This is a genomic window from Burkholderia sp. WP9, assembly GCF_900104795.1.
Taxonomy (GTDB): Bacteria; Pseudomonadota; Gammaproteobacteria; order Burkholderiales; family Burkholderiaceae; genus Paraburkholderia.
This window is the reverse complement of record NZ_FNTG01000002.1, coordinates 3,431,402-3,457,373: the sequence shown is the minus strand read 5'-3', so window position 1 is coordinate 3,457,373 and position 25,972 is coordinate 3,431,402. Positions and strand designations below refer to the sequence as shown.

Below are 25,972 nucleotides of genomic sequence, written 5' to 3'. Positions count from 1 at the left end.
CGCTCAGGTCGCTCAAGTCACTCAGCTCGCTCAGGACACGAACGGCAGCTTGCTGTCGCGCGCCGCGGCGAGCATGGATAGCGTGATCTTGCGCACTTCCAGCTTGCTCTGCGTGACATGCGCGCGCAGCAGAATGATCGCCTCGGTCAGGCGGTTGCGTTCGATCAGATTGAGCATGGTGGAATGCTCGTCGTAAGTGGCGCTGGTGCGGTGCGGTTTCAGAAAATCGAGCCGCCGCACAATGCGGATACGCTCGGTCACTTCGTTATGCACGCGCAGCATCTCCGCGTTGCCGGTGGCGGCAACCAGTTGGCGGTGAAAGTTTTCGTCCATGCCGAACATTTTCACCGGATCGCTCTCACGCAATTCGGGCTCGACGCACCAGACCGCCTTCAATGCCTCGACAGCGGCATGCGCGGCATCGCCGCCCGCGCCCAGCCGCTCCACCGCCGCGACTTCCAGCACGATGCGCAAATCGTAGAGTTGATCGAGTTGATCGAAGTTGATCGGCGAGACTTTCCAGCCGCGCCGGAAACCGACTTCCAGATAACCTTCGCGTTGCAGCCGGAACAGGCCGTCACGCATCGGCGTGCGCGACACGCCGTAGTGTTGCGCAATGCCGTTCTCCGAAAAACGGTCGCCAGGAAACAGGCGGAAGCTGAAAATATCGCTCTTGAGTTGCTGATAGACCTGCTCGGCGAGCGGGTTGGCCGCGCCCGGCGTGGCGGGCATGGCGGGCGTCTCCTGCTCGCCTGAAGCAGCGGGTGTCTCCAGCAGATTCGTCGGGTCGTCGTTCATGATGCCAAGGTCCTTTTTCTTATTATCGGCGTTTCATGGCATCGCGATAAGACTGACATGCGCGGCGACGATCTTCCAGCCGTCGGCGGGACTGAGCCTTGCCCACGTTTGCATCTGCCGGCCGAGCAAGGGCGTGGCGTCGCTCGTGAATTCGGTGCTGACAGTGGCGAAGTCCGTGCCGAAGGTCGTCACCACCGTTCGATGCAGCTTGCGCGACTTCGGCACCGGCTCGCAGCGCTCGCGCCATGCACGGATCGCTTCGCCGCCGTGCTGGACTTCGGCGATACCGTAGCGCACCGTTTCGGGCGTATGCCAGAACAGCGCGTTCATCGCCGCGATGTCGTTCTCCACCAGCGCCCGTTCGTATTCGACAAACGCCGCCTCTACCTGCGCCACGATATCGGGCTGATTTACTTCCATGCCGGGATTGTCTCGTCGAGTTTCATGAATGAAGAAAACGGTGCGGTCCAGCCAACAATGCCACCTTGCGAACGCACCATCTCGAGCGTCGCCTGTTTGAACGCGGGGAAATAGCTCGCGGTCGCGTCTTCGATCAGCAGGCTGTCGTAGCCGCGGTCGTTGGCCTCGCGCATCGACGTTTGCACGCACACCTCGGTGGTGACACCGGCAAACACCAGATGCGTGATGCCGCGCATCGCGAGTTCCTCGCCGAGCCGGGTCGCGTAAAACGCGCCCTTGCCGGGTTTGTCGATCACCAGTTCGCCGGCCTGCGGCGCGAGCGGCTCGACAATCGCATTGCCGGGCTCGCCGCGAATCAGAATGCGCCCCATCGGCCCCGCATCGCCAATGCGTGCGTTCGGCGCGCCGCGCAGCCGTTTGGCCGGCGGGCAGTCGGACAGATCCGCCGCATGCGATTCGCGCGTATGCACGACGAGCCACTGGTGTTTGCGTGCGAAGGCGAGCAGCGCAGCCACAGCCGGCACGATCTGCGCGAGCAGCGAGACGTCGTTGCCGAGCGATTCGCCGAAACCGCCCGGCTCGATGAAGTCGCGCTGCATGTCGATCACGACCAGCGCGGTCTTTGCGGAATCGAAGCTGAACGGTCCGGGTTGGGCGTCGATGGTCAGCATGTGGGTCGATGTCATCCGATGGCTTCCCTGAGTTTTTCGGCCGGGACGGCGGGCCGCATGGGTGTGTCGCCGTGTCCGGCCATATGCTGGCCCAGCACGGTCCGGTCCGCGCGCGCGGCCGGCGTCTCGAACACCAGTTCGCCCTCGGCAATCACCATGATACGGTCCGCGAGTTCGAGCAGTTCGTCGAGGTCTTCGCTGACCAGCAGCACGGCCGCGCCCGCATCGCGAGCGGCCATCAAACGCGCATGAATATCGGCCACCGAGGCGAAGTCGAGCCCGAACACCGGATTCGCGACGATCAGCACATCCACCGGCTGCCCGAGTTCGCGCGCGAGCACGGCACGTTGCACATTGCCGCCCGAGAGCGTGCCGATCGCGCGTTCCGGCACCGGCGGGCGCACGTTGAATTCCTCGATCAACTGCGTGGCGCGCTCGCGCATGGCGCGGCGATCGAGCCACCAGCCGCCGCGCCGCAACGGCTCGCGATCGAAGTCGCGCAGCGCGAGATTCTGCGCGACGCTCATGGCGCCGACGCAGGCGTTTTTCAGCGGCTCTTCGGGAATCGCGAAAACACGCCGCTGCGTCATCTGCTCGCGCGTCGCATGGTAGGGCTTGCCGGCGACCTGCATGTCGCCCGTCTTCACGCGGCGCTGGCCGACCAGCGCTTCCACGAGTTCCTTCTGGCCGTTGCCGGACACGCCCGCGAGTCCGAGAATTTCGCCCGCGCGCACCGCGAGCGTCGCGTGCTTCACGGCCGTGTGGCCGCGATCGTCTTCCACGGAGACATCGCGCAGCGCAAGGCGCACCTGGGCGGATTCGTCGAGCGGTTTGCGCTGCACGCGTTCTTCGGTCACGGCGGCCATCACAGGCACGTCGCCGGCCGCCACGGTGCCCATCATCCACGCGGCGAGTTCGTCGCGCGTGGTGTTCGCCACCGTGCTCGTGCCGACCTGACGCCCCTTGCGCAACACGGTGACGTCGTCCGCGTAGGCCATCACTTCACGGAACTTGTGCGTGATCATCAACACGGTCAGCTCGCCGCGCGTGGTCAGCTCGCGCATCAGGCCGAGCACTTCGTCGGCTTCCTGCGGCGTGAGCACGGAAGTCGGTTCGTCGAGTATCAGGAAGCGCTGCTGCAGATAGAGCTGTTTAAGGATTTCGAGCTTCTGCTTTTCGCCGGCAGCGAGCGAGGCGACCGGCGCGTCGAGCGGCAGGCGAAACGGCATGCGCTGCATGAACGCGCTGAGCGCGGCGCGTTCCGCTTTCCAGTCGATTTTCCACGGCATCTGGCCGCGCGCGAGCAACAGGTTTTCTTCGACAGAGAGGCCCGCGGCCAGCGTGAAATGCTGATACACCATGCCGATGCCGAGCGCCTGCGCATCGCGCGGCGAATGGATGTGCACTTCGCGGTCGTCGGCGGCGATCTGCCCGTCGTCGAGCACGCCGTAGCCGACCAGTCCCTTCACGAGCGTGCTCTTGCCCGCGCCGTTCTCGCCGAGCAGCGCGTGGATCGTGCCGGCCTTGACCTTGATCGAGACGCCGTCCAACGCGCGAAACGCACCGAACGACTTGCTCGCATTCAGCACTTCGACACCAAGAGCCTGCCGCACCGTCGACATGATCATCCCCCTAGCGTATGCAGCAACGCGCCGGAGTCCGACACGGTGCCGAACACGCCGCCTTGCATCGTGATCATGTGCAGGGCGGCGTCGTGATTGCCTTGGTCGGTCGCGCCGCAACAGTCGGCGAGCACCGTGCATTCGAAACCGCGGTCATTGGCTTCGCGCATGGTGGTGTGCACGCAGACATCGGTCGTGATGCCGGTCAGAATCAGGTTCTCGATGCCGCGCGTGCGCAGGATCAGTTCCAGATCCGTCGCGCAGAACGAGCCTTTGCCCGGCTTGTCGATCACGATCTCGCCGGCGAGCGGCTTCAGTTCGTCGATGATCTCCCAGCCCGGTTCGCCACGCACGAGGATCCTGCCGCACGGGCCGTCGTCGCCGATGCCCACGCCGTCGGTGCCTGCGCGGCGGCTGCGCCAGCGCTTGTTGGCGGGCAGATCGGAGAGATCGGGCCGATGGCCTTCACGCGTGTGAATGATCGTGAAGCCCTGCTCGCGCATCGCCTTGAGCACCCGCTTGATCGGCTCGATCGGCGCGCGCGTGAGCGCGAGGTCGTAGCCCATCTTGTCGACGTAGCCGCCGTGGCCGCAGAAATCCGTCTGCATGTCGATGATCACGAGCGCGGTGTTTTCCGGGCGCAGGTTGCCGTCGTAAGGCCATGGGTACGGTTTGGCTTCGATGAATCGGGTCATGGTCGAAATATCCTGGATGGGTTTCGTAGGAGTCGGCAGCGTCGGGGTGTGCGCGAACCGGTCAGCGCGTCAGGCTCAGCTCGCCGGGCGCACCCGCCAGCGTGCGGTCCGGACGGCAATTGATGATCATGATCACGAGCGTGAGCACATACGGCGCGGCGTTATAGAGGTAGTAGCCGCTCGTCACGCCGATCGCCTGCAGCGCGGGGCCGAGCGCGCCCGCCGCACCGAACAGCAATGCGGCCCACAGACAGCGCAACGGCTGCCAGCGCGCGAAGATCACCAGCGCGACCGCCATCAGCCCCTGGCCGCTGGAGAGCCCTTCGTTCCAGCTACCGGGATAAACGAGCGACAGATACGCGCCGCCCACGCCCGCGAACACGCCGCCCACCGCCGTCGCGGCGATCCGCACGCGCGTCAGCGGATAGCCCATGGCGCGCGCCGTTTCCGCGTGATCGCCGACGAGCCGCAGCACCATGCCCCAGCGCGTATTGCGCAAGCCCCATTGCAGAACGAAGGCGAGCACCACGCCAATCACGAACAGCAGATTCAGATGCAGCGCGTTATGCAGTTGCGGCGATGAACTCCACGCGCCGAGGTCGATGAACGGCAGCATCGGCGCTTGCGGTTCGATAAAGGGCTTGCCGAGATAGAACGCAAGTCCGGTGCCGAGCAGCATCAACGCAATGCCGAAGGCAATGTCCGATACGCGCGGCAGCGAGCACACCAGACCGTGCAGACAGCCGAGCAGCAAACCGACCGCGCCCGCGGCGAGCACGCCGATCCACGGCGAGCCGCTCAGAAAGGCGCCGGCATAGCCACTCATTGCGCCGGAGACGAGAATGCCTTCGAGGCCGAGATTCACGCGGCCGCCCTTCTCGGTCAGACACTCGCCGAGACTGACGAACAGATAAGGCGTGCTGACGCGGATCGCACCGGCGAACAGCGACAGCAACAGGATCACGATGGGCGAGTGCATATCAGGCATGGGTCTGCTCCAGTTGCACGGGAAGCTCGGTCTGCGCGGCGGCCTGCAACTTCACACGCCACGCGGCGATGCGGCCGCCTAGCGCTTCCCACGCAAGCAGGTTGGCGAACAGCAGGCCTTGCAGCACGAGCGTGGTGGCGTCGGGCAGGTCGAGACGCCGTTGCAGCAGACTGCCGCTCGCCTCGATGCCGCCGATCATCAGCGCGCACGCAATGATCGCGAGCGGATTCTGTCGCGCCGCGAACGCGACGAGAATGCCGGCGTAGCCGTAGCCGGCGAGCAGCGAGGCGTTCGCGCTGCCCTGCACCGCCGCGACTTCGAACATACCGCCGAGGCCGGCCGCCGCGCCGCCCAGCACGCATGCGGTCAACGCGAGCGTATTGACCGGCAAGCCGACCAGGCGTGCCGCGCGATTGCTGCCGCCCACCACGCGCATCGCGAATCCCCTGGTGCTGAACTTCACGAACACCCACGCCGCGATGCACGCGACGACGCCCCAGAACAATCCCCAATGCGTTTCGAGCCCGGGGATCGAGCCGATCATCAGCGCGTCGGGGACCGGCAGCGTGGACGGTTTGTTCAGACTCGCGGGATCGCGCAGCGGCCCTTCCACCAGATGCTTGAACACGGCAATCGCGATATACGACATCAACAGGCTGCTGATGGTCTCGTTCACGCCGCGCCACTGCCGCAATGCGCCGACCGCGCCGATCCACACGCCGCCCGCCAGCATGCCGGCGAGCGCCATCAACGGCGTGGCGATGAGCCAGGGCGTGCCGTGCGGCAGGATCTGCGGAACGATCGCGGCGCACATGCCGCCCAGCGCGAGCGCGCCCTCGCCGCCGATCACGATCAGCCCGACCTGCGCGGGCAACGCCACGCACAACGCGGTCAGCATCAACGGCGCGGCGCGCAGCAACGTGCTTTGCCAGGCGAACGAGGAACCGAACGCACCCTGGAAAATCAGCACGATCGCGTCGAGCGCGGGCTGTCCCTGCACCAGCAGGAACAGCGAAAACAGCAGCAAGGTGCCGAGCACCGCCAGCACGGTCGGCAGCGCGGGCAGCAACGAGAGCATCACTCTCGCAACAGAGGCATTGGGGCGCATCACGGCTCCTCGATTGACGCCAACATCGTCACGCACACTGCGCGACCATCAGATCTGGCCGACGACTCCCGCGACCAGATAGTTCATGCTTTCGAGCGTGTAGTCGGTCTGAGCGTGGCTCGCGCCGGAGGCGATCGCCATGCCGCCCTTGTTGTCCTTCATCGGGCCTTTGAAGATCACGAAATTGCCGGCCACCATGCCGGATTTGATCGAGTCGGCATTCTGCTTCGCCGCGGCCGTGACTTTCGCGCCGTACGGCGACATCTTCACGAAGCCCTCTTTCAAGCCGCCGCGCAGCACGTTGGGCTGCGGCGTGCCGGCTTGCGCGCCCGTCACCAGTTGTTTGTACGGCGTGGCCCAGTCCCACTCCGCGCCGGTCAGATAACCCTTGGGCGCGAGCGCGGCCTGGCTCGCGTGGTAGCCGCAGCTCATCGCGCCGCGTTTTTCCGCGGTCTCGACCACGACCTTCGGACCGTCGACGTGACAGGTCAGCACGTCGCAACCTTGATCGACGAGACTGTTGGTGGCTTCGGCTTCCTTCACCGGCATCGACCAGTCGCCCGTGAAAATCACCTGCGTGGTGATCGACGGATCGACCGACTGCGCGCCGAGCGTGAACGAATTGATATTGCGCAGCACCTGCGGAATCGGCTTGGCCGCGACGAAGCCGAGCTTCTTGCTCTTCGTCATATGGCCGGCCACCACGCCGTTCAGGTACTGGCACTCGTCGATATAGCCGAAGTAGCTGGTGATGTTCGACGGATTGCCCTGCTTCCACAAACCGCCGCAATGGGCGAATCGCACCTTCGGATACTTCGCCGCCATTTTCAGCACGTGCGGATCGAAGTAGCCGAACGAGGTCGCAAAAATCAGCGTCGCGCCGTCCTGCTCGATCATCGCTTCCATGGTCTTCTGCACGGCGATGGTTTCGGGCACGTTCTCTTCTTCCACCACCTTCACGTCGGGCATCTTCCTGATCACCGCGGCGGCTTGCGCCTGTGCCTGGTTGTAGCCGTAGTCGCCGCGCGCGCCGACGTAGATCACGCCGACGGTGGTCTTCGGCGCGGCGAACACCGACTGGATGGGCAGAATATTGCCGAGCGTCAGCAGACTGGCGCTCTTGATGAAGTTGCGGCGGCTTGTCATGGTGTCCAATTCCTGATCGAGGGTGAGAGAGCGTTGGCCGTGGGTTGGCCTAGCGGGTGGCCTGCGGGTTGGCCCGCGGGTCGACCTTCAGGCTGGCGAGATACGCGAGCCAGCCGCCGAACGAAGTGATGTCGCGTGCGCCGCTGTCGTCGCTGACGGCCGACGGCTCGCAGATGAAGCCTTTCACGCTGTCGCCATCCGCGAGTTGCAGCGTGCCGATGCCGAGCGGCGCGGGCACGTCGGCGACGAATTTGCCGAAGGTGCGCAGCGGCACTTCCCACAGCTCGATCGCAATCGGCTGGCCTTGCTGCGGCGTCGCGCGGACGAGACCGGGTTTCGGCGGTTGGGTGTTGGCGAGCGCGTAGAGCTTGTAGCCGGGTGCGGTGTGCGTCGCTTTCACGAAACGCGCACCGGCTTCCTGCAGTTGCCAGTTCAACGGCTGTCCACGCAGATGCGCGCCGACTACCGCGAGCGTGATCGTCGGTTCCTGGAACGGCAGCGGCTGGATGAGCGCGGCCATTGCGCTGGGTTCCGCGGCTTCGGTGGATTCAGCGGTCTCGGCTGCATTAGCGAACAGCGCCTGAATCCGCGCGCCAAGCTCGGCGAGCCGCCGGTCCGCGCCGCTCGGCGCGATCAGCGTGACGCCGGCCGGCAGACCGTCGCTGCGCCGCCGGCACGGCACGGCCAGCGCGCACAGGTCGAGCAGGTTGACGAAGTTGGTGTAGTAGCCGAGCTGGCTGTTCAATTCGACAGGATTGGCCTGCACGTCGGCAATCAACGGATGCGTCGGCGTGGTGGGCACGATGAGAATGTCGATCGTGTCGAAGAGCGCTTCGGCGTGGCGCTTCAGATCGGCCAGCGCATACTGGCCGTTGAAGGCATCGGCGGCGGTGAACTGCTCGGCTTTGCCAATCACTTTGGCCACGACCGGATCGATCGCTTCGTGATGGGTCGCGAAGAACGTGCCGAGCGCCGCGCGCCGTTCCGCAACCCACGGGCCGTCGTATAGCAAGGCGGAGACGGATTTGAGCGGCTCGAAATCGATCGGTTGGGTGGTTAGATAAAGGCGCGTGGTGAGCGTGTCGAGAGCGCCTGAGAACGCCTCCTTCGCTACTGCGTCGCCATAGAACTCCAGTTGTTCCGGCACGCCGATGCGGGGCGCCGAGCGCAGCAGGCCAAGGCCTGGCACCTTGCGCGAATAACCGTCGAGCGAATCGAAGCAGGCGATTTCGCCAAGCACCCGCCAGGCGTCGTCCACGTCGTGCGCGAAGACGGAGAGCGTGTCGAGGCTGCGGCACGCGGGCACCACGCCGCGTTTGCTGACCAGCCCCAGCGAGGGCTTCAGTCCGACGAGCCCGTTGAAGCCGGCCGGCACGCGGCCCGAGCCGGCCGTGTCGGTGCCGAGCGAAAAGGCCACACAGCCCGCCGCCACCGACACCGCCGAGCCCGAACTCGATCCGCCCGATACGCGCAGCGGCGCCTCGGCATTGCGCACGGCGCCATACGGCGAACGCGTACCCACGAGACCGGTGGCGAACTGATCGAGATTGGTCTTGCCGATCAGAATGGCGCCGGCGTCGAGGAGACGCTGCACGGCGAACGCCGACGCGTCCGGCGTATAGGCGAACGGTTCGCAAGCGGCCGTGGTCGGCAAGCCGGCCACGTCGATGTTGTCCTTGACCGCGAACGGCACGCCGAACAGCGGCATTTGCCGGAACACGTCACCGCCCTGCGCTTCATATAGCGCTTCGAGCGCGGCTGCGCGGGCCTGCACGTCGGCTGCGGGCACGCGCAGAATCCAGACTTCCGGGCGGTCGATCGCGTCGATTTGCGCCAGCGCCGAGCTTACGGTTTCAGTCGGTGTGAGGCTGCCTGCCGCGTATGCCGCCAGCAGACCTTTGACCGTCATGGGTGAAGAAATAGGCACCTGTCTGTCCTTGAGTTCAATCTTGAATACAAGTTTGGACTCAAATTAGCAGGAGCTATGCCAAGTGCTCGGCAGGCGGTGGAAAACGGCTTCAAACCCAAGCCAGTCGGGCCTTGGCCATTCCGGGTCCAACGGCCGCTACGCTTACGCGGACACCGCCGGCCACGCTGCCGATGGTGCAGCGCTCCCCAACTCGGGGCTCACGCGCCCTGGATTTGCGCCCGCGCGCGCAGCGGCAACGCCGGATGCGACGCGCCGGCCATCACGAATGCGCGCACCATCTCATGCGCCTGGGCTTTGTGATCTTCCTGCCACTGCGTCGCGAGCATGTCGGTGTTGAAGATGCGCGACAACGTATAAGCGTTCGACTTGTGGAACGAACACAGACTAACGAGCGCCACATACAGATGCAGCGGGTCCATGCCCCGGCGCAGCGAGCCGTCGTCCTCGCCGCGCGCGATCACCGTGCGCAGCAGCGCCAACACCGGCGACGACATTTCCGGAATCGCGCTCGAACGCTTCATCACGCGGGCGCGGTTCAGGTTCTCGAACGAGAGCAGCTTGGCCAACTCGGGATGCGCCGCGAAGTGTCCTTCGATGAAATCGTAAAGCTGCACGATGGCCGTGACGGGATCGATGCGATCGACATCCAGTTTGAGCTTGAGCTCCGCTTCGCGCAGCCGCGCCAGCACGAATTCGAGCACTTCCAGATAGAGCGCTTCCTTGCCGCCGAAGTAGTGATAGATCATCCGGATATTGACCTTCGAGCGGCTCGCGATCGTCTCGACCCGCGCGCCGCTTAAGCCTTTGTCCGAGAACTCGGCGATCGCGATCCTGAAGATGCGCTGACGGGTCGCCGCCGCGAGCTTCTGACGCTGGGTCGTGGGTGCCGTTGAACCGGCGGCGGATGCAGCGGAAGTCGATCGGGCTGAAGCACGTGTCATAAGAGTCGAAAGCCTGGCGGCGGCGTGATGGCGTCAAGAGGATGCGGCGGAATGCGCGACTCCCGCATTGTAAGCGCGGCCTCAGCGACGGAACGGCTGGGTCAGCGCGAGCGGCGCGGTTTGCCGGCCGATCAGCCCGGCCACCGCGATCAGCGCGAGCAGATAAGGCAGCATGACCAGCAGCGCGGTCGGCACGTGCACGCCGATCAGCGGCAACTGGAACTGCAACGCGCTCGCGGCGCCGAACAGCAAACAGGCGCCCACCGTGCGGCCAATCTTCCAGTTGCCGAAGATGATCGCGGCAATCGCCAGATAGCCCGCGCCGCTCGTCATGCCTTCGGTGAAGGTGTGAATATCGCCGATCGAAATGAAGCAGCCCGCCGCACCCGACATCACGCCGGAAAACAGCACCGCGCCATAGCGCAGCCGCGTCACCGAAAGCCCCGACTGATCGACCGATCTTGGCGCCGCGCCGACCGCATGCAGCGCGACACCGAGCGCAGTGCGCCGCATGACGAGCGAAGTCGCGAGCAGAATCGCAAGGCCGAGATAGACGAGCCATACCTGATGAAACACCGGCTCGCCGATCACGGGAATCGCGCCGAGTCCCGGTGGCGACCAGCGCGCGAGCCCAGGAATCACCGCGCTCGAACGCTCGCCGAACAACTCGCGGTACGCGAGCGTGGTCGCGCCGAGCGCAAGGATATTGATGCCGATGCCGGTCACGATCTGATTGGCGCGCAACGTCACGCTCAGGAACGCCTGCAGCAAGGCGATCGGCAGCACGCCGAGCATGCCGATCGCGAGCCCGAGCGCCGCATTGCCGGTCGCCCATGCGCCCGCCGCGCCGAGAAACGCGCCCGAGAGCATCATGCCCTCCACGCTCATGTTGAGCACGCCGGCGCGCTCGCTGATCAGCTCGCCGGTCGATGCGAGCATCAACGGCGCCGCGAAGCGAATCGACGAGCCGACGAAAACCGCCGCGAATTCCGCGTTCATGAGCGTGCTCCCTTGGGTTCGAGCCACAACGAACCGCCCGCCAGCGCGACGATCACGATGCCCTGCACCACCAGCACCAGCGCCGACGGCACCGATGCGACCATTTCCATATTGATGCCGCCCGAGCGCATGAAGCCGAATAGCAGCGCCGCCGCGCAGACGCCGGTAATCGAGCCGCGCGCGAGCAGACCGACCACGAGGCCGTCGAAGCCATAGCCCGACGAAAAACCCGCCTTCAGCGAGTACTGGTCGCCTTGCAGCATCAACGCACCGGCCAGACCGCCGAGCGCGCCGGCGAGCGCCAATGCGCCGACGATGGTCGACGTGATCGGCATGCCGGCGCGGCGCGCGGCCAGCGCGTTCAGGCCGACCGCGCGCAGATGCATGCCGAAACGGCTATACCCCAGCACGAGCGCCACCGCGATGCATAACACGAGCGTGATCGGCAAGCCGATATTGAGCCCGGTCGAGGTTGCGCTCGCGAGCAAAGGCAGTTTGGTCGAATCGGGAATATCCAGCGATTCGGGGAGCGTGGCCGCGTTGCTCATCGGCTGGCGCAGCAGCGCTTCCGATTGCACGCACCCGTAGAGAAACCATACGGCTATGAACGTGAGCAGCAGCGTGCTGATCACCTCGTTGGTGCCGGCACGGGCTTTCAGCCAGCCGGGCAGCGCGCCCCATGCGGCGCCCGCCAGCGCGGCCGCGAGCATCGGCACGATGAACGCGAGACCGAACGGCAGGTGCGCGACATGACCATACAGACTGACCGCGGTCGCGGCGATGCCGCCCATCGCGATCTGCCCTTCGCCGCCGACATTGGTCAATTGCGCGCGATTGGCGAGCACGAAGCCGCTGCCGACCAGCGCGAACACGAGGCTGCGATTGATCGATGCGCCGATCGCGTAGGGCGAGCCCCACGCGCCGTCGGCGAACGCGGCCAACGCGTCGCCGAGCGGCACGTGGACGATCGCGATCAGCGCCAGCGCCGCGACAATCGCGACGAGCGCCGCGCCGCCGAGCACCAGCGCGGTTCTCAGGCGCCGCGAGCCGCGCCATGCCGCGCGAGGAAAAGAACTCAATGAGGTCGTCGGAGTCATGCTGTCTGGCCTGCCATCCATGCGCCAATGCGCTCGCGTTGAAGATTGAGTTGCGACGCATCCGGCACACAGGTGCCCATGATGCGGCCGCGATACATGACGAGGACGCGGTCCGCCACCGCCATCAGTTCGTCGAGTTCGGACGAGATCAGCAGCACGCCGACGCCTTCGTCGCGTGCCGCGCGAATATGGTCGTAGACCGCCGCCACCGCGCCGACATCGAGCCCGCGCGTGGGCTGCGCGGCAATCAGCACGGCGAGTCCGTCGAGCGTGAGTTCGCGCGCCAGCACCGCTTTCTGCTGATTGCCGCCCGAGAGGCCGCGAAACGCGACATCGGGACTCGCGGCGCGCACATCGAAACGCTGCATCAAGGCGCGAGCATCGCGCCGCATCGCGCGACGCCGCATGAAGCCGTGCCGCGCGTAGTCGTCGAGCCGGTTGAGAAAGAGATTCTCGGTGAGGCTCATGTCGGGCACGCAGCCGACCGCGTGACGGTCTTCCGGCACCACGCCGACGCCCGCCTTCGTCAACGTCTGCGGCGCGGCCTGGGTGCAGTCGGCGCCCTGCACGAAGAAGCGCCCCGCACTCGCCTTCTGCATGCCGGCCAGCACCGCGCCGAGTTCGCTCTGGCCGTTGCCTTCCACGCCCGCAATGCCGACGATCTCGCCACGGTTGACCACCAGCGTGCAGTCTTCGAGACGCGTCACGCCGTCGGCATCGCGCACCGTGAGGCCGTCGACCTGCAAGGCTTCGTCGGCGAGCGGACGGCCGTAGGGGGACGCGCTGCGGGTTGCGGGAGGTGGCGTCGCGCTTGCACTCGAACTCGCATTGGCATTGGCTCCCGCTCCCGCAGCCGCGTCCTGCTCCGCATTCCCCGGACGTTGGATCATCGCCCGCACGAGCGCGTCCACGTCCGCGGATGGCGTGCTCGAACGGGCCACCACGCGGCCGCTCTGCAACACCGTCGCACGGTCCGCGATACGGCGGATTTCGGCCAGCTTGTGCGTCACCAGCACGACCGCGCAACCGCGCGCCACGACCCGCGCGCAGGTATCGAGCAACGCGTCGATCTCGGCCGGCAGCAGCACGGCGGTCGGCTCATCCAGCACCAGCAGACGCGGCTCGCGAATCAGACATTTGACGATCTCGACGCGCTGCTTTTCTCCCACGGACAGTTCCGCAACACGCGCATCCGGATCCAGCGCGAGCCCGAGTTCCGCCACCAACGCGCGCACCCGCTGCGCCTCGCGCTTGCGATCGAGCCAGCCGCGCACCTGCCCGAGCAGCAGGTTATCGAGCACGCTCACGTCTTCGACGAGGCTGAAGTGCTGATGCACCATCGCGATGCCGTGCGTCAGCGCATCGCGCGGACTGTGCGGTTCATACGGCGCACCGTCGAGCCACATCGCGCCCGCGTCGGGCTGATGCACGCCGAACATCACATTGCACAGCGTCGATTTGCCGGCGCCGTTTTCGCCCAGCAGGCAATGCACTTCGCCGGCGAAGAGTTCGAGCGAGACATCGCTCAACGCCTGAAATGCGCCGAAGCGTTTGACGATGCCGTCCATGCGCAACACCGCCGCGCGCGGCCGGCCGTGGCCCACATTCGCGCCGGCATTCATGGTGGCCGCTGCGTGGTCAGAAGCGGAAGTCGCGTCCATGTCAGCCTTCGGAAACCTTGATCTTGCCGCTTTCGATGTCCTTTTCGATCTGTTTGATCTTCGTCGACATCTCCGGGGTCGGCTTGCACACCACCATGCCCGACGCCTTCGGTCCCATGGCGAGGCCGAACGCCTTATAGCCCGGCTGCCAGGTGCCGGCCGCCATCTGGTCGATCGCGTATTGCACCTGATAGCCGACGCCCGTGATCGAATACGCGATATACAGCGGGTCCGTGCCGCAGCGGTCGGTATAGCTGCCGATCACGTGCGTGTGCTTTTCATTGGCCGCCTGCTCCATGCCGCGCAAGCCGAGATTGAGAATGTGATAGTGGACGTCCGCGCCTTGCGAGATCGCCGCGAGCGTCGCTTCCTTGGCCTTCGAGACGTTGTCGAAGTCGCCGGTATAGCTCTCGAAGTATTTGATCTTCGGATTGATCGAGCGCGCGCCGTTGCCGAATTCCTTGCCGGCGTTGACGATGGACGGAATCTCCATGCCGCCCACGTAACTCACCGCGCCGTTCTTCGACAGCATCGCCGCAGCCGCGCCGGCCACGTAGGCGATCTCGGCCTGCTTGACGTCATAGCCCGCCACGTTCGGCGGCATGTCCTGCCCTTTGTTGCCGCCCACGATCGCGAACTTCACATTGGGAAAGCGCTTCGCGATCTTCAGCACCGAGGCCTGCGTCTGCCCGCCCACGCCGATCACCAACTGGTTCTTCGAAGCGAGGTTGGTCAACGCCTGCTCCATGTCGGCGTAGTTGATGTTCTCGATCATCTGCGTCTTCAGTTTCGGGCCGAGTTCCTTCTGCGCGGCAACCAGTCCGTCGTAGCCGGATTCCATCCAGCCTTTATCCGACTTGGAACCGGGAATCAGCACGCCGACCCGCAGCGGATCGGCCGCCACCGCATGCATCGCACTGGTGGATGCGGCGAGCGCGACGACACAGGTCGCGAGAGTTTTGAGCTTGGCGATCGACATTCTGGCATTCCTCTTGCGTTTGGTTTGGGTAAGTAGGTTATTCATGAACGAAACCAATGCAACTTCGATGCCATGCGACAGATTTTGCGGCATGCCGGCTTCGTTTGAACCTGCCCGATAGAGCGATCCGGACGCCGCGCGAACAGCGCGTGGCAGCGCTCACGCAACACCTTTTCTATAGCGATCGAAACCCGATGGAGAACTTTCGATGAAACAGCACGACGCATACGGCACAAGCGTTTCCGGTCAGTTGGGCCGCGACGGCCGGCCGCGCTGGGCAGCCAGCGAAACGCTCGTCGACATGTCGTTACCCGCGCCCGAACCGGTCGTCGCGACGCTGCCGTGCGAGCCGCAAAACGTTCGTATCGATCTGCGCAGCACGGCCATTATCGTGATCGACATGCAGAACGACTTCTGCACCAACGGAGGATGGGTTGCCCAGATTGGGGGCGATTTCGCCGTCGACCGCACGCCCATTGCACCATTGCAGCGCCTGTTGCCGGCGCTGCGCAAAAGCGGCGTGCCGGTCATCTGGGTCAATTGGGGCAACCGGCCCGACCTCGCCAACATGCCGCCCAACCAGTTGCATCTATATAAGCCGAAGGGCACCGGCACCGGCCTCGGCGAACCGCTCGCGAGCAATGGCTCGCACGTGCTCGAAAAGGATTCATGGGCCGCGGCGGTGGTGGATGAACTCGCGCCGCTCCCCGAAGACATCCGGGTGGACAAGTATCGGATCAGCGGGTTCTGGGACACGCCGCTCGATAGCATCCTGCGCAATCTCGGCATTCGCACGGTGATGTTCGCGGGCGTGAACACCGATCAGTGCGTGCTGCATTCGCTGACCGACGCCAATTTTCTTGGCTATGGCTGCGTGCTGGTGGAGGACTGCTGCGCGACGTCGTCGCCGGACTTCTGCACCGAAGCGACGATCTGGAACGTGAAGAAGTGCTTTGGCTTCGTTACCGATTCGGCGCGGATCGTCGCCGCACTGGCGGATGCCGCATGAACGCGTTTATTCCCGGTCCGCGCACGCAGGTGGCCGCGACGGCAACCGGGCCGCTGAACGGCCAGCGTTTCGCGGTGAAGGATCTGATCGACGTCGCCGGCGTGACGACCGGCGGCGGCAATCCCGACTGGCTCGCGAGCCACGTGGCGGCGCGCGCTCACGCGCCCTGCGTGGATGCGCTATTGGCGGCCGGCGCGACGCTCGACGGCAAGACGATCACAGACGAACTCGCCTATAGCCTCGAAGGCGAAAACGATCACTACGGTACGCCACTCAATCCGCGTTGGCCGCATGCGTTGCCGGGCGGGTCGTCGAGTGGATCGGCTTCGGCGGTGGCGAGCGGCGACGTGGAGTTTGCCTTGGGCACCGATACCGGCGGCTCGGTGCGCGTGCCCGCCGCGTTCTGCGGCCTGTTCGGCATGCGGCCGAGTCACGACGCGATTTCGCTCGAAGGCGTGCTGCCGTTCGCGCCGTGCTTCGATACCGTGGGCTGGTTCGCGCGCTCGATCGACGTATTGGCGGCGGTGGGCGATGTGTTGTTGCCGGCGGCGCCGTCCGCTGCTAGCGCTTCGGCAAGCCCAATGTGTCTCACGCGTGTCGCCGAAGCTTTCGCTGCACGCGCGCGCAATGAACCCGACGACGCGGCGCGACTCACCACGCTCGCGCAATCGCTCGGCGCGCGCACATCGCTTGATGTGTTCGCCGGTGAAGAAGCCCGTTGGCTTGCATGCTATCAGGCCGTGCAAGACCTTGAAATCGACGTTTCGCTCGGCGACTGGATTCGCTCGGCGCGGCCGCGCTTCGGCCCTTCCATCGCGCCGCGATTCGCACGGCTCGACACGCTCGACGGGCAACAGGCCGAGTCATGGCGCGCGGTTCTGCGCGAATTGCGCAGTCTGCTGGAGGCGCTTTTCGAAACCGAACATACTGTACTGGTGATGCCCACCACACCCGTTGCGCTGTTACCCAAGGACGCGACGAGCGACGCCATTGGCCGCTTCTACGAGGACTCGCTCACGATGAACTCGATCGCCGCATCCGGCGGTCTACCGCAAATCACCCTTCCTTTCACCGACGAAATCGACCGGCCGCTCGCACTCTCCCTGATCGGCGCGCGCGGCAGCGATCGCGCGTTGCTGACCCTCGCGCGCGATCTATACTCGCGACACGCTTCGGCGAACTCTCAGTAGCGGAGCCTCGATGCACAATCAGAAACCTGCCGGCACGCACGGCGGCATGGTCACCAGCCCTCATGCATTGGCCAGCGAAGCAGGCCGCGACGTCCTGCGCGCGGGCGGCAACGCCATTGAAGCCGCCATCGCCATCGGCGCCGCACTGTGCGTGACGTATCCGCATTTCACCGGGCTCGGCGGCGACGCCTTCTGGGTGATTGGCGACCGGCAAGGCATGTTGCGCACGGTATCGGGCATCGGCCAGGCCGCGGCGCAACTGCCCGCGTACAACGAAGCGATTCCGCTGCGCGGGGCCGCGTCGGCGATCACCACGGCCGCGACTGTCGATACGTGGCAGCAAGCCTTCGAGATCAGCCAAAGCGCGTGGGGCGGCCAGCAGTCGTGGTCGTCACTGTTCGAGCGCGCGCACGAACTGGCCGCCGACGGCTTTCCGGTCACGCCGTCGCAGCATTTCTGGCAGAGCATGCGCGCCGACGAATTGCATGCGTTGCCCGGCTTCGCCGCGACCTTCGCGCCGCACGGCCATATTCCCGCCATCGACGAGCGCTTCGTGCAACCGGCGCTGGCGAAAAGCATCGACCGGATTGCGCGTTTCGGCGCACGCGAATTTTACGAAGGCGAGTTGGCTGAACGGATTGCCGATGGCCTCCGGCAAGCCGGTTCGCCGCTCAGTTCGAGCGACCTTGCCCGCACGCACGCGCGCAATGAAGCACCGTTGCGTGTCGCCTACCGCGGCGGCGAACTGGTGAGCATGCAGCCGCCCACGCAAGGCGTGACGACCTTGCAGATCATGGGCACGCTGGAGCGCTTCGATCTTGGATCGATTCCGGAAGGCAGCGCTGATTACTATCACCTGCTGGTGGAAGCGGTCAAACGCGCATTCATGGATCGCGATCGGTTCGTCTGCGATCCGGAGTTCAACTTCGTGCCGGTCGACGAGATGCTCTCGCCCGCCACGCTCGACGCTCACGCACACTCCATCAACCTGCGTGAAGCGCGTGCATGGCCACACGTATTTCGCCCGGGCGATACGGTGTTCATCGGCGCAACGGATCGCGAAGGCCGCAGCGTGAGCGTGCTGCAAACGGTGTACTTCGATTGGGGCAGCGGCGTGGTGGCGGGCGATACCGGCATTCTGTGGCACAACCGCGGCGCGTCGTTCAGCACGAACCCCGCGCATCACAACGCCGTGCAGCCGGGCAAGCGGCCCTTCCATACGCTGAATCCCGGCATGTATGTAAAGGACGGCCGCCCTCAACTGCTATTCGGCACGCAAGGCGCGGACGGTCAACCGCAAACGCTGGCCGCCATTCTCACGCGACTGATCGACTACGGCATGGACCCGCTGACCGCCCTCGCCCGCCCGCGCTTTCTGCTCGGCAAAACCTTCTCCGACACTCGCGATGCGTTGAAGCTCGAAGCGGACGCCGGCGCCAACGTGTTCGCGGCGCTCGCCGCGCGGGGTCATGAAGTGAGCGCGATCGCGGCGCAGAGTCCGTTGGCGGGGCATCCGGGCGTGATTCGCATCGAGGCGGACGGGTCGGCTTCGGGTGCGCATGATCCGCGCAGCGACGGGCGAGCGCTGGCGGTGTGATGCCGCAATGATGCAACGTGATGTGGGCTATGCGATGAACGCCGCTGCGTCACCCGAGCGTGAAGCGGTCCCGCGTCGTCACATAGTCGCTCGCACCGAAACGCCCAACCGGAAAGTAGTGTTGCAAACGCACGCGCCACGTTTCCGTGTCGATCAACTCGTCGCGCGCGTGCAACCGGTGCACGCGTCCGATGAAAATCTGCCGGCTGGTTGTCTCCAGCGTCTCCCAGATCGTGCACTCGAACGCGACGGGTGCTTCCGCAATGCGCGGCGGCGCGACGTGCGAACTCGGCAGCGGCGTCAAGCCGATCGCGGTCAGCTCGCTCACGTTCGGCGGCAGCCTTTCTCCGCAGCGATGCATTTTGTCCGCGATGGCTTCGTCCGCGAGATGCACCACGAACTCGCCGGTACGCCCGATATTCACCGCCGTGTCCTTGAGTGTGCCGTCCGCCACGCGGTTGATGCTGATCATCACGATCGGCGGTTCCTCGCCGAGCATGTTGAACATCGAGAACGGCGCGGCGTTGATCGTGCCGTCGGCACCGAGCGTGGTGACGAGCGCGATCGGACGCGGCACGATCAGACTCGCCATCAGCTTGTAACGCTGATATTCGGTGATCGCTTCGAAATCGATTTCCATATCGGCTGCCTAGTTAGGAGTGACGGATGCGGTAATGCCGAGCAACTGGCCGAGGCTCTTTTCGCCGCGCATCCGCGAGGTTTCGATCCGTTCTTCGATGTCACGCAAATGCGCTTCCATATGCGCTATCGCGCCGGCCGCATCGCGCGCCTCGATGCAATCGACAATCGCCGCATGCTCGGCGTGTTCGCACGGCGCATGCCCCGGCGGTTCATACACACCCACGATCAGCGAGCAGCGCGAGACCAGTTCTTTCAGATAGTTTTGCAGAATCGAATTGCCCGCCAGCGCGGCGATGCGCATATGAAAGCCACTGGCGAGCCTCGCCCATGAAGGCTGGTCGAAGCGGTGCATCGCTTCATGTTCGCTCGCGAGCTGCTCGCGCAACGCCTTGATGTCCGTCGCGTTCGCGCGCTGCACGGCCAGTTCGACCAGCATCCGTTCGACGGAACGCCGCGCTTCGAAGATCTCGCGGGTTTCCTCGGGCGTGGGCTCGGCGATCACCGCCCCCTTGTTCGGCCGCAATACGACGATACCGTCATAAGCGAGCTTTTCCAGCACGCGCCGCACGACCGCGCGGCCCACGCCGAACAGTTGGCACAACTCGGGCTCGGGCAGTTTCGTGCCCGGCGTCAGCCGATGATTCAGCACGCCGTCGAAAATCGACTGATAGATGCGCGCGTCGAGATCCGCATCGTCCTTGCGGGATTGTTTCGCGGTGGCCGCGCCGGCTTTTGCGTTCATGCAATCGCCGGGCGCACGACGCCGTCCCGCTCCAGTTGGTCCATATGATCCGCGATCGCACCCGGCGTGGTGATCCACACGTCGCCTCGTGTGCGTGCCGCGGCGATATGCTGAAGCGCGCGCCGCAAATGCCGCAAGCGATACGGCTGCCCCACCAGATACGGATGCAGCGCAATGCCCATCACGAGCGCCTGAGGCTGCGTGCCGCGATTGGCCTGTTCCAGCATCTCGTCGAACTGGTCGATGATCATGTCGGCGAACGCGCGGCCATCCATATGGCGGCCTACTATCATCGGCAAATCGTTCAGTTCCTGCGGATACGGAATCGACCACAGCGGCTCGCCGCGCGTGGCCATCCGTACCGGACGGTCGTCGTGACACCAGTTCAGCGTGTAGCGGTAGCCGGTCTCGGCGAGCAGATCGGGCGTCAGATGCGACTCTGAAATCCACGGCGAAAGCCAGCCGTGCGGTGTCGTGCCCGACACTTCGACGATCCGTTCGCGGCAATGAAGAAGCAGCTCGCGTTCGCCGTTCTCGTCCAGATCGCTCTGCCGGTGCGCGTTCGTGTGGCCGTGGCCGATCAGTTCGTCGCCGCGCGCCACACAGGCTTCGATCAGCTCAGGACAGTGATCGTAAAGCGCGGTGTTGATCAGCGTACCGGCCGGCAGATCGAGCTGATCGAACAGTTCGATGCAGCGCCACGCGCCGACGCGATTGCCGTATTCACGCCAGCTATGGTTGAGCACATCCGGTTGCGGCGAGATCGGGCCGAGCGCCGCGCCGAGCCCCTCGCCAAACGCAAAGTGTTCGATGTTGAAGCCCAGATAGACCGCGAGCCCGGTGTCGCCAGGCCAGCGGAACGCGTCGCTGTCGGTGATCGGCCGGTACGCAAAGCGGCCGTGCGTGGCGAGCAACTGACGCGCGCGGTTCTCTGCTGCAGGCATGTTCCGTGTGTCGTTCATGTGAAGAAGCCGTGGGTGATGAAACGCGACCGGTTGCGTCACGCATGAACCGGATTGGCCGATTCATGCCCCGAGACGGACCGAAGACGCACCGTGATCGCGCAAGAAAATTCACTTGGATCGCTAACGATCGACACTGCGGATCGTTTGCAATATGTGAGCCAACTCGTAGACGTTAAGCGTACAGCTGTGTCGGCAATCAGCGAACCACTCGATGCAACGGATGGCACATGTCTTGCATTTGGCTGGTTTCGTTCAGGCGCCGCTTCAGCTTTCGTGCGCCCCTGCTCTTCGCCGTTCACGAGGACACCTTTTCATGATTCAGCCTGTTTCAACGGTGCTCGAAACCAAAGCCGCCGATATCGAACTGGTGCACGTGTCGAAGCAATACGGCGACTCGCTTGCCGTCGACGCAATCGATCTGCGCATTGCAGGCGGCCAGTACTGCTGCCTGCTCGGACCGTCGGGCTGCGGCAAGACCTCGACCTTGCGCATGATCGCCGGGCATGAATCCGTCACCGAAGGTGACGTTCTGATCGCCGGCCGCAACGTCACGCGCGCGGAGCCGGCTGCTCGCGGCACGGCCATGGTGTTCCAGAACTATGCGCTGTTCCCGCACCTGAGCGCGCTCGATAACGTCGCGTTCAGCCTGAAGATGCGCGGCATCGCCAAAGATGTGCGGCGCAAGCGCGCCGCCGAGCTGCTGGAACTGGTCGCCATGTCGGCGTATGCCGAACGCAAACCGGCCCAACTCTCCGGCGGCCAGCAGCAGCGTGTCGCGCTCGCCCGTGCGTTGCTCAACCAGCCAGGCTGCCTGTTGCTCGACGAACCGCTCTCCGCACTCGACCCGTTCCTGCGTGTGCAGATGCGCGCCGAACTCAAGCGCTGGCAGAAAGAACTCGGCATTACGTTCGTGCACGTCACGCATTCGCAGGAAGAAGCCATGGCGCTCGCCGATCTGGTCGTGGTGATGAGTCACGGCCGTATCGAGCAAAGCGGCACGCCGCATGAAGTCTTCAACCATCCGCGCACCGAATTCGTGGCGCGCTTTCTCGGCGGCCACAACGTCTTCAAAACCAATGGCCGGTTGTTTACCGTGCGTGCCGATCACCTGCGCGTCGTGCCGCATGGCATCACGCCGGTGCAGAACGCGAGCGGCGACAACGGCATGACGCGCATTGGCGGCGTGCCGTGCACGGTGCGCGAAGCCGAGTATCAGGGCACGCATCTGCGCATGACGCTCGACCCGCTCGACGGTTCGCCCGAGTTGATCTCGCTCGTGAGCGACGGTGATTACGATCCGGCGCGGCTCGGTCCCGATGCCCGCGTGGTGGTCTGGTGGAACGAACAGGACGCGCATCCGCTCGCGGCCTGAGTAGTGAAGTTTTCGCATTGAAGCGGCATGACATCGCCGCGCATAAGCGTTCCAGCAAGCTAAAACCGAACGTCAATCGAACGTCAACTGAGGAGAAAGCAATGAGTGAAACGAACGAGAGCCCGGCACCGGCCGCAACGGATGGGAAGGAAAAAGGCCTGTCGCGCCGCACGTTCATCAAGGGCGCGGTGGCGGCAGCCGGTATTGCCGGTTTTCCGTACGTGCACGCGCAGGAAAAAATCACGTTGCGTTACCTCGGCACGGCGGTCAATCAGAGCGCCGACATCGCGAAGAAATTCAAGGAAGACACCGGCATCGAGATTCAATACGTGCCGGTGACCACCGACGACGTCGCCAAGCGCATCATCACGCAGCCCAACTCGTTCGACATTGTCGACACCGAATATTTCGCGCTGAAGAAGCTGATTCCGGCCGGCACGCTGGCCGGCATGGACGCGAAGCGTATCAAGCTTGCCGACAAGATCACGCCAGTGCTCACGCGCGGTGAAGTCAACGGCAAGAAGATCGGCGATCAGGGCACCGCGCCGAAGAAGGTGATGTTCCTCACCGGCCCGCGCTCCACCGAATTCTCCGCCACGCCGACCGAGTGGATGACGCTGATTCCCACCACGTACAACGCCGATACGCTCGGCATTCGCCCCGACCTGATCAAGCGGCCTATCGACAGTTGGGCCGAACTACTCAATCCGCAGTTCAAGGGCAAGGCGGCGCTGCTGAACATTCCCGCGATCGGCATCATGGATTCGGCCATGGCGATCGAGGCGATGGGTCACGTGAAATACGGCGACAAAGGCAACATGACCAAGGCCGAAATCGATCAGACCATCAAGATCCTGATCGAAGCGAAACGCGCCGGCCAGTTCCGCGCGTTCTGGAAGGACTTCAACGAAAGCGTGAACCTGATGGCCTCGGGCGAAGTCGTGATCCAGTCCATGTGGTCGCCGGCCGTGACGAAAGTCCGCACCATGGGTATCGCCTGCAAATTCCAGCCGCTCAAGGAAGGCTATCGTTCGTGGGCCTCGGGCTTCGGCTTCCCGCGTTCGCTGCAAGGCAAGAAGCTCGATGCGGCGTACGAATTCGTCAACTGGTTCCAGGACGGCTGGGCGGGCGCCTATCTGATGCGTCAGGGCTATTACTCGGGCGTGCTCGAAACCGCGAAGACGCACATGCAGCCTTACGAGTGGGACTACTGGATCGAAGGCAAGGCGGCCGCGCAGGACATCAAGGCGCCGGACGGCCAATTGCTCGAAAAAGCCGGCACCGTGCGTGACGGCGGCTCGTACAACCAGCGCATGGGCGCGATTGCGTGCTGGAACGCGGTGATGGACGAGAACATTTATATGGTCCAGAAGTGGAACGAGTTCATCGCGGCTTGACCGACCACCGTGGTCGAAGCCGCGATCGGGCATGAGAGCCGGCGCCCGCCGCGCCGGTTCTCATCCGCTATCCGCACGCACAGTCACTCCTTAGAAATACGCCCATGGCAACGATCGACCTTCCCTCGCACGCGCAGGACGCGCCCGTCAAACATCGCCGCGCGCCGGCATGGTTGCAGGCGACGCCGCTCTCGCTGACCTTCCTGCTGTTTTTTATCGTGCCGCTGGTCATCACGCTGATCGTCAGCTTCTGGGACTTCAACGAATACCAGATCATTCCCGCGTTCACGCTGAAGAACTACGCGGCGATCTTCAACGGTTGTTCGTCGATGACGGACCTGTGCGTCACCTTCAAGACGTACTGGTCGACGCTCAAGTTCTGCGCGATCGTGTGGGCGGTGACCTTGCTGCTGGGTTTTTCCATCGCCTACTTTCTCGCCTTTCATGTGCGCACCACGAGCATGCAGACCGTGCTGTTCCTCGTCTGCACGATTCCGTTCTGGACCTCGAACGTGATCCGCATGATTTCATGGATGCCGCTGCTCGGCCGCAACGGTCTCGTCAATCAGGCGCTGCTCGGCGCGCATCTGATCGATCAGCCGCTGGAATGGCTGCTGTATTCGAACTTTTCGGTAGTGCTCACGTTCGTTCACCTCTACACGTTCTTCATGATCGTGCCGATCTTCAACGCGATGATGCGGATCGACCGGTCGCTGCTCGAAGCCGCGCGCGACGCCGGCGCGAGCGGCTGGCAAGTGGTGCGCGACGTGGTGCTGCCGCTGTCGAAAACCGGCATTGTGATCGGCTCGATCTTCGTGATTACGATCGTGATGGGCGATTTTCTGACCGTCGGCGTGATGGGCGGCCAGCAGATCGCCTCGGTAGGCAAGATCATTCAGGTGCAGACCGGCTACCTGCAATTTCCCGCCGCGGCGGCCAATGCAATCATCTTGCTCGCCGTGGTGCTGATGATCGTGTGGGGTTTGACGCGGGTCGTCGACATCCGCAAGGAGCTGTGAAGATGCAGGTCAATGCCCTCAAACATCGCGAGCGCCGCCCGGCGAGTTTCTATTGGCTGGCGCTCCTGTTCGGCCTGTTCGTGCTGTTCCTGTACGGACCGGTGATCACCATTTTCATCCTGTCGTTTCAGGGTCCGGAAGGCGGCCTCACGTTTCCCATGCGCGGCGTGTCGCTGCACTGGTTCTCCGTGCTGCGCGACGGCGTGGGCGATGTGGATATCTGGTCCGCGTTCGGGCGCTCCGTGCGGTTAGCCGTAGCTGTCACGGTGCTGACGGTGCTGTTCTCCGTCGCGGCGGGCCTCGCCTTTCGTCGAAAATTTCGCGGCGATACGGCAGTGTTCTATGTTTCCGTGGCGAGCCTGATCATGCCGTCCATTATCGTTTCGCTCGGCATCGGTCTAACGTTCCGCCTGCTCGATAACGGCGTGAAGTACCTGGCAACGGCCTGGGGCTATCAGTCTTTCGTCGATACCTACACCACCTCGATGGGCCTCTTCACATCCGCGCTCAGCGCGCATCTCACGTGGACGCTGCCGTTCGGTTTGCTGGTCATGTTCGCGGTGTTCAACCGCTTCAATCCGGCTTACGAAGAAGCATCCCGCGATCTCGGCGCGACGCCGTGGCAGAGTTTCCGGCACGTGGTGCTGCCGATCATCGGCCCCTCGGTGGTGGGCGTGGCCATGTTCGGCTTCACGCTCTCATGGGACGAGATTGCCCGCACCTCGCAGGCGATCGGCGATCAGAACACCTTGCCGCTCGAGCTTCAGGGTCTCACCACGTCGGTGACCACACCAGTGATCTACGCGCTGGGCACCATGACGACGGTGTTGTCGCTAACGGTGATGGGCGTGTGCCTGCTCGCCGTGCGATTGCTGGCGCGCAGGCGCGCGGTGGCGGGATTGCAATAGGCGCGTTCTCCGCCGATTCCAGGCGCTGACCGGCAAGCATTTCACTCCCGCTGCTAAGAATCGGCCAAATACTTCG

Annotated in this window: 24 protein-coding genes; 7 read left to right on the top strand and 17 right to left on the bottom strand. The window is 64.4% G+C overall.

The genetic code is table 11. The features are described from left to right. Positions 1-30: 30 nt before the first annotated feature. From BLW71_RS36500 to BLW71_RS36435, 14 genes are all read right to left on the bottom strand, one after another. Positions 31-798 (bottom strand): GntR family transcriptional regulator, encoded by a 768-nt coding sequence (locus BLW71_RS36500; protein WP_091808390.1) that lies wholly within the window; start codon positions 796-798, stop codon positions 31-33. A 33-nt stretch (positions 799-831) separates the two neighbouring features. Beyond that, a complete protein-coding gene (gene hpxZ, locus BLW71_RS36495) occupies positions 832-1,218 on the bottom strand; it encodes an oxalurate catabolism protein HpxZ (RefSeq protein ID WP_091808388.1) in 387 nt (128 codons plus the stop codon). Further along, positions 1,209-1,904 (bottom strand): cysteine hydrolase family protein, encoded by a 696-nt coding sequence (locus BLW71_RS36490; protein WP_091808385.1) that lies wholly within the window; start codon positions 1,902-1,904, stop codon positions 1,209-1,211. The genes hpxZ and BLW71_RS36490 overlap by 10 nt, the downstream gene beginning before the upstream one ends. Next, on the bottom strand, positions 1,901-3,511 hold the full coding sequence (locus BLW71_RS36485) for an ABC transporter ATP-binding protein (RefSeq protein ID WP_177205173.1): 1,611 nt from the start codon (positions 3,509-3,511) through the stop codon (positions 1,901-1,903). Before BLW71_RS36485 ends, BLW71_RS36490 begins: the two co-directional genes overlap by 4 nt. Before the next feature lie 2 nt (positions 3,512-3,513). After that, positions 3,514-4,206: a biuret amidohydrolase gene (biuH, locus tag BLW71_RS36480; RefSeq protein ID WP_091808384.1), complete on the bottom strand. Its 693-nt coding sequence runs from the start codon at positions 4,204-4,206 to the stop codon at positions 3,514-3,516. Between the two features lie 61 nt (positions 4,207-4,267). After that, entirely contained in the window at positions 4,268-5,194 is a 927-nt protein-coding gene (locus BLW71_RS36475) for an ABC transporter permease (protein ID WP_091808382.1), read from the bottom strand. Further along, complete coding sequence (locus BLW71_RS36470) at positions 5,187-6,302, bottom strand: ABC transporter permease (RefSeq protein WP_091808380.1); 1,116 nt, start codon at positions 6,300-6,302, stop codon at positions 5,187-5,189. Before BLW71_RS36470 ends, BLW71_RS36475 begins: the two co-directional genes overlap by 8 nt. Before the next feature lie 48 nt (positions 6,303-6,350). After that, complete coding sequence (locus tag BLW71_RS36465; RefSeq protein ID WP_091808378.1) at positions 6,351-7,448, bottom strand: BMP family ABC transporter substrate-binding protein; 1,098 nt, start codon at positions 7,446-7,448, stop codon at positions 6,351-6,353. A gap of 49 nt (positions 7,449-7,497) precedes the next feature. Beyond that, complete coding sequence (gene atzF / locus BLW71_RS36460; RefSeq protein ID WP_091808375.1) at positions 7,498-9,357, bottom strand: allophanate hydrolase; 1,860 nt, start codon at positions 9,355-9,357, stop codon at positions 7,498-7,500. Between the two features lie 218 nt (positions 9,358-9,575). Continuing rightward, entirely contained in the window at positions 9,576-10,319 is a 744-nt protein-coding gene (locus BLW71_RS36455; RefSeq protein ID WP_091808374.1) for a TetR/AcrR family transcriptional regulator, read from the bottom strand. A gap of 81 nt (positions 10,320-10,400) precedes the next feature. Then, positions 10,401-11,318, bottom strand: a complete 918-nt coding sequence (locus BLW71_RS36450) for an ABC transporter permease (protein ID WP_091808371.1) — start codon at positions 11,316-11,318, stop codon at positions 10,401-10,403. Next, entirely contained in the window at positions 11,315-12,415 is a 1,101-nt protein-coding gene (locus BLW71_RS36445) for an ABC transporter permease (protein WP_091808369.1), read from the bottom strand. The genes BLW71_RS36450 and BLW71_RS36445 overlap by 4 nt, the downstream gene beginning before the upstream one ends. Further along, positions 12,412-14,076 (bottom strand): ABC transporter ATP-binding protein, encoded by a 1,665-nt coding sequence (locus tag BLW71_RS36440; RefSeq protein ID WP_502686850.1) that lies wholly within the window; start codon positions 14,074-14,076, stop codon positions 12,412-12,414. Before BLW71_RS36440 ends, BLW71_RS36445 begins: the two co-directional genes overlap by 4 nt. A 1-nt stretch (position 14,077) precedes the next feature. Continuing rightward, positions 14,078-15,055 (bottom strand): BMP family protein, encoded by a 978-nt coding sequence (locus tag BLW71_RS36435; RefSeq protein ID WP_091809315.1) that lies wholly within the window; start codon positions 15,053-15,055, stop codon positions 14,078-14,080. A 208-nt stretch (positions 15,056-15,263) separates the two neighbouring features. Here BLW71_RS36435 and BLW71_RS36430 point away from each other — a divergent pair, with 208 nt between their 5' ends. Genes BLW71_RS36430 through BLW71_RS36420 form a run of 3 tightly spaced genes read left to right on the top strand, consistent with a single transcriptional unit; the run spans position 15,264 to position 18,851 of the window. Next, complete coding sequence (locus BLW71_RS36430; protein ID WP_091808367.1) at positions 15,264-16,064, top strand: cysteine hydrolase family protein; 801 nt, start codon at positions 15,264-15,266, stop codon at positions 16,062-16,064. Then, positions 16,061-17,254 (top strand): amidase, encoded by a 1,194-nt coding sequence (locus tag BLW71_RS36425; protein ID WP_091808364.1) that lies wholly within the window; start codon positions 16,061-16,063, stop codon positions 17,252-17,254. Before BLW71_RS36430 ends, BLW71_RS36425 begins: the two co-directional genes overlap by 4 nt. Before the next feature lie 10 nt (positions 17,255-17,264). Then, positions 17,265-18,851 carry a gamma-glutamyltransferase family protein gene (locus tag BLW71_RS36420; RefSeq protein ID WP_091808362.1) on the top strand — a complete coding sequence of 529 codons (1,587 nt, stop codon included), beginning with the start codon at positions 17,265-17,267 and terminating at the stop codon, positions 18,849-18,851. Positions 18,852-18,900: 49 nt separating this feature from the next. Here BLW71_RS36420 and BLW71_RS36415 read toward each other — a convergent pair whose 3' ends face one another. The 3 genes from BLW71_RS36415 to BLW71_RS36405 are packed head-to-tail and all read right to left on the bottom strand — an operon-like array spanning position 18,901 to position 21,197. Further along, the gene (locus BLW71_RS36415) at positions 18,901-19,491 is read right to left on the bottom strand and encodes a flavin reductase family protein (protein ID WP_091808358.1); all 591 of its coding nucleotides are present in this window, start codon (positions 19,489-19,491) and stop codon (positions 18,901-18,903) included. 9 nt (positions 19,492-19,500) lie between these two features. Then, positions 19,501-20,235 (bottom strand): GntR family transcriptional regulator, encoded by a 735-nt coding sequence (locus BLW71_RS36410; protein WP_091808356.1) that lies wholly within the window; start codon positions 20,233-20,235, stop codon positions 19,501-19,503. Next, a complete protein-coding gene (locus BLW71_RS36405) occupies positions 20,232-21,197 on the bottom strand; it encodes a polysaccharide deacetylase family protein (protein WP_091808353.1) in 966 nt (321 codons plus the stop codon). Before BLW71_RS36405 ends, BLW71_RS36410 begins: the two co-directional genes overlap by 4 nt. A gap of 316 nt (positions 21,198-21,513) precedes the next feature. Between BLW71_RS36405 and BLW71_RS36400 the strand changes: the two genes are divergently transcribed. The 4 genes from BLW71_RS36400 to BLW71_RS36385 all read left to right on the top strand — a co-directional run bounded on the left by BLW71_RS36400 (position 21,514) and on the right by BLW71_RS36385 (position 25,896). Further along, the gene (locus tag BLW71_RS36400; protein WP_091808351.1) at positions 21,514-22,572 is read left to right on the top strand and encodes an ABC transporter ATP-binding protein; all 1,059 of its coding nucleotides are present in this window, start codon (positions 21,514-21,516) and stop codon (positions 22,570-22,572) included. 101 nt (positions 22,573-22,673) lie between these two features. Next, positions 22,674-23,969 carry an ABC transporter substrate-binding protein gene (locus BLW71_RS36395; RefSeq protein ID WP_091808349.1) on the top strand — a complete coding sequence of 432 codons (1,296 nt, stop codon included), beginning with the start codon at positions 22,674-22,676 and terminating at the stop codon, positions 23,967-23,969. A gap of 104 nt (positions 23,970-24,073) precedes the next feature. Next, on the top strand, positions 24,074-24,988 hold the full coding sequence (locus tag BLW71_RS36390; protein WP_091808347.1) for an ABC transporter permease: 915 nt from the start codon (positions 24,074-24,076) through the stop codon (positions 24,986-24,988). A gap of 2 nt (positions 24,989-24,990) precedes the next feature. Next, positions 24,991-25,896, top strand: a complete 906-nt coding sequence (locus BLW71_RS36385) for an ABC transporter permease (RefSeq protein WP_091808345.1) — start codon at positions 24,991-24,993, stop codon at positions 25,894-25,896. Positions 25,897-25,972: the final 76 nt, after the last annotated feature.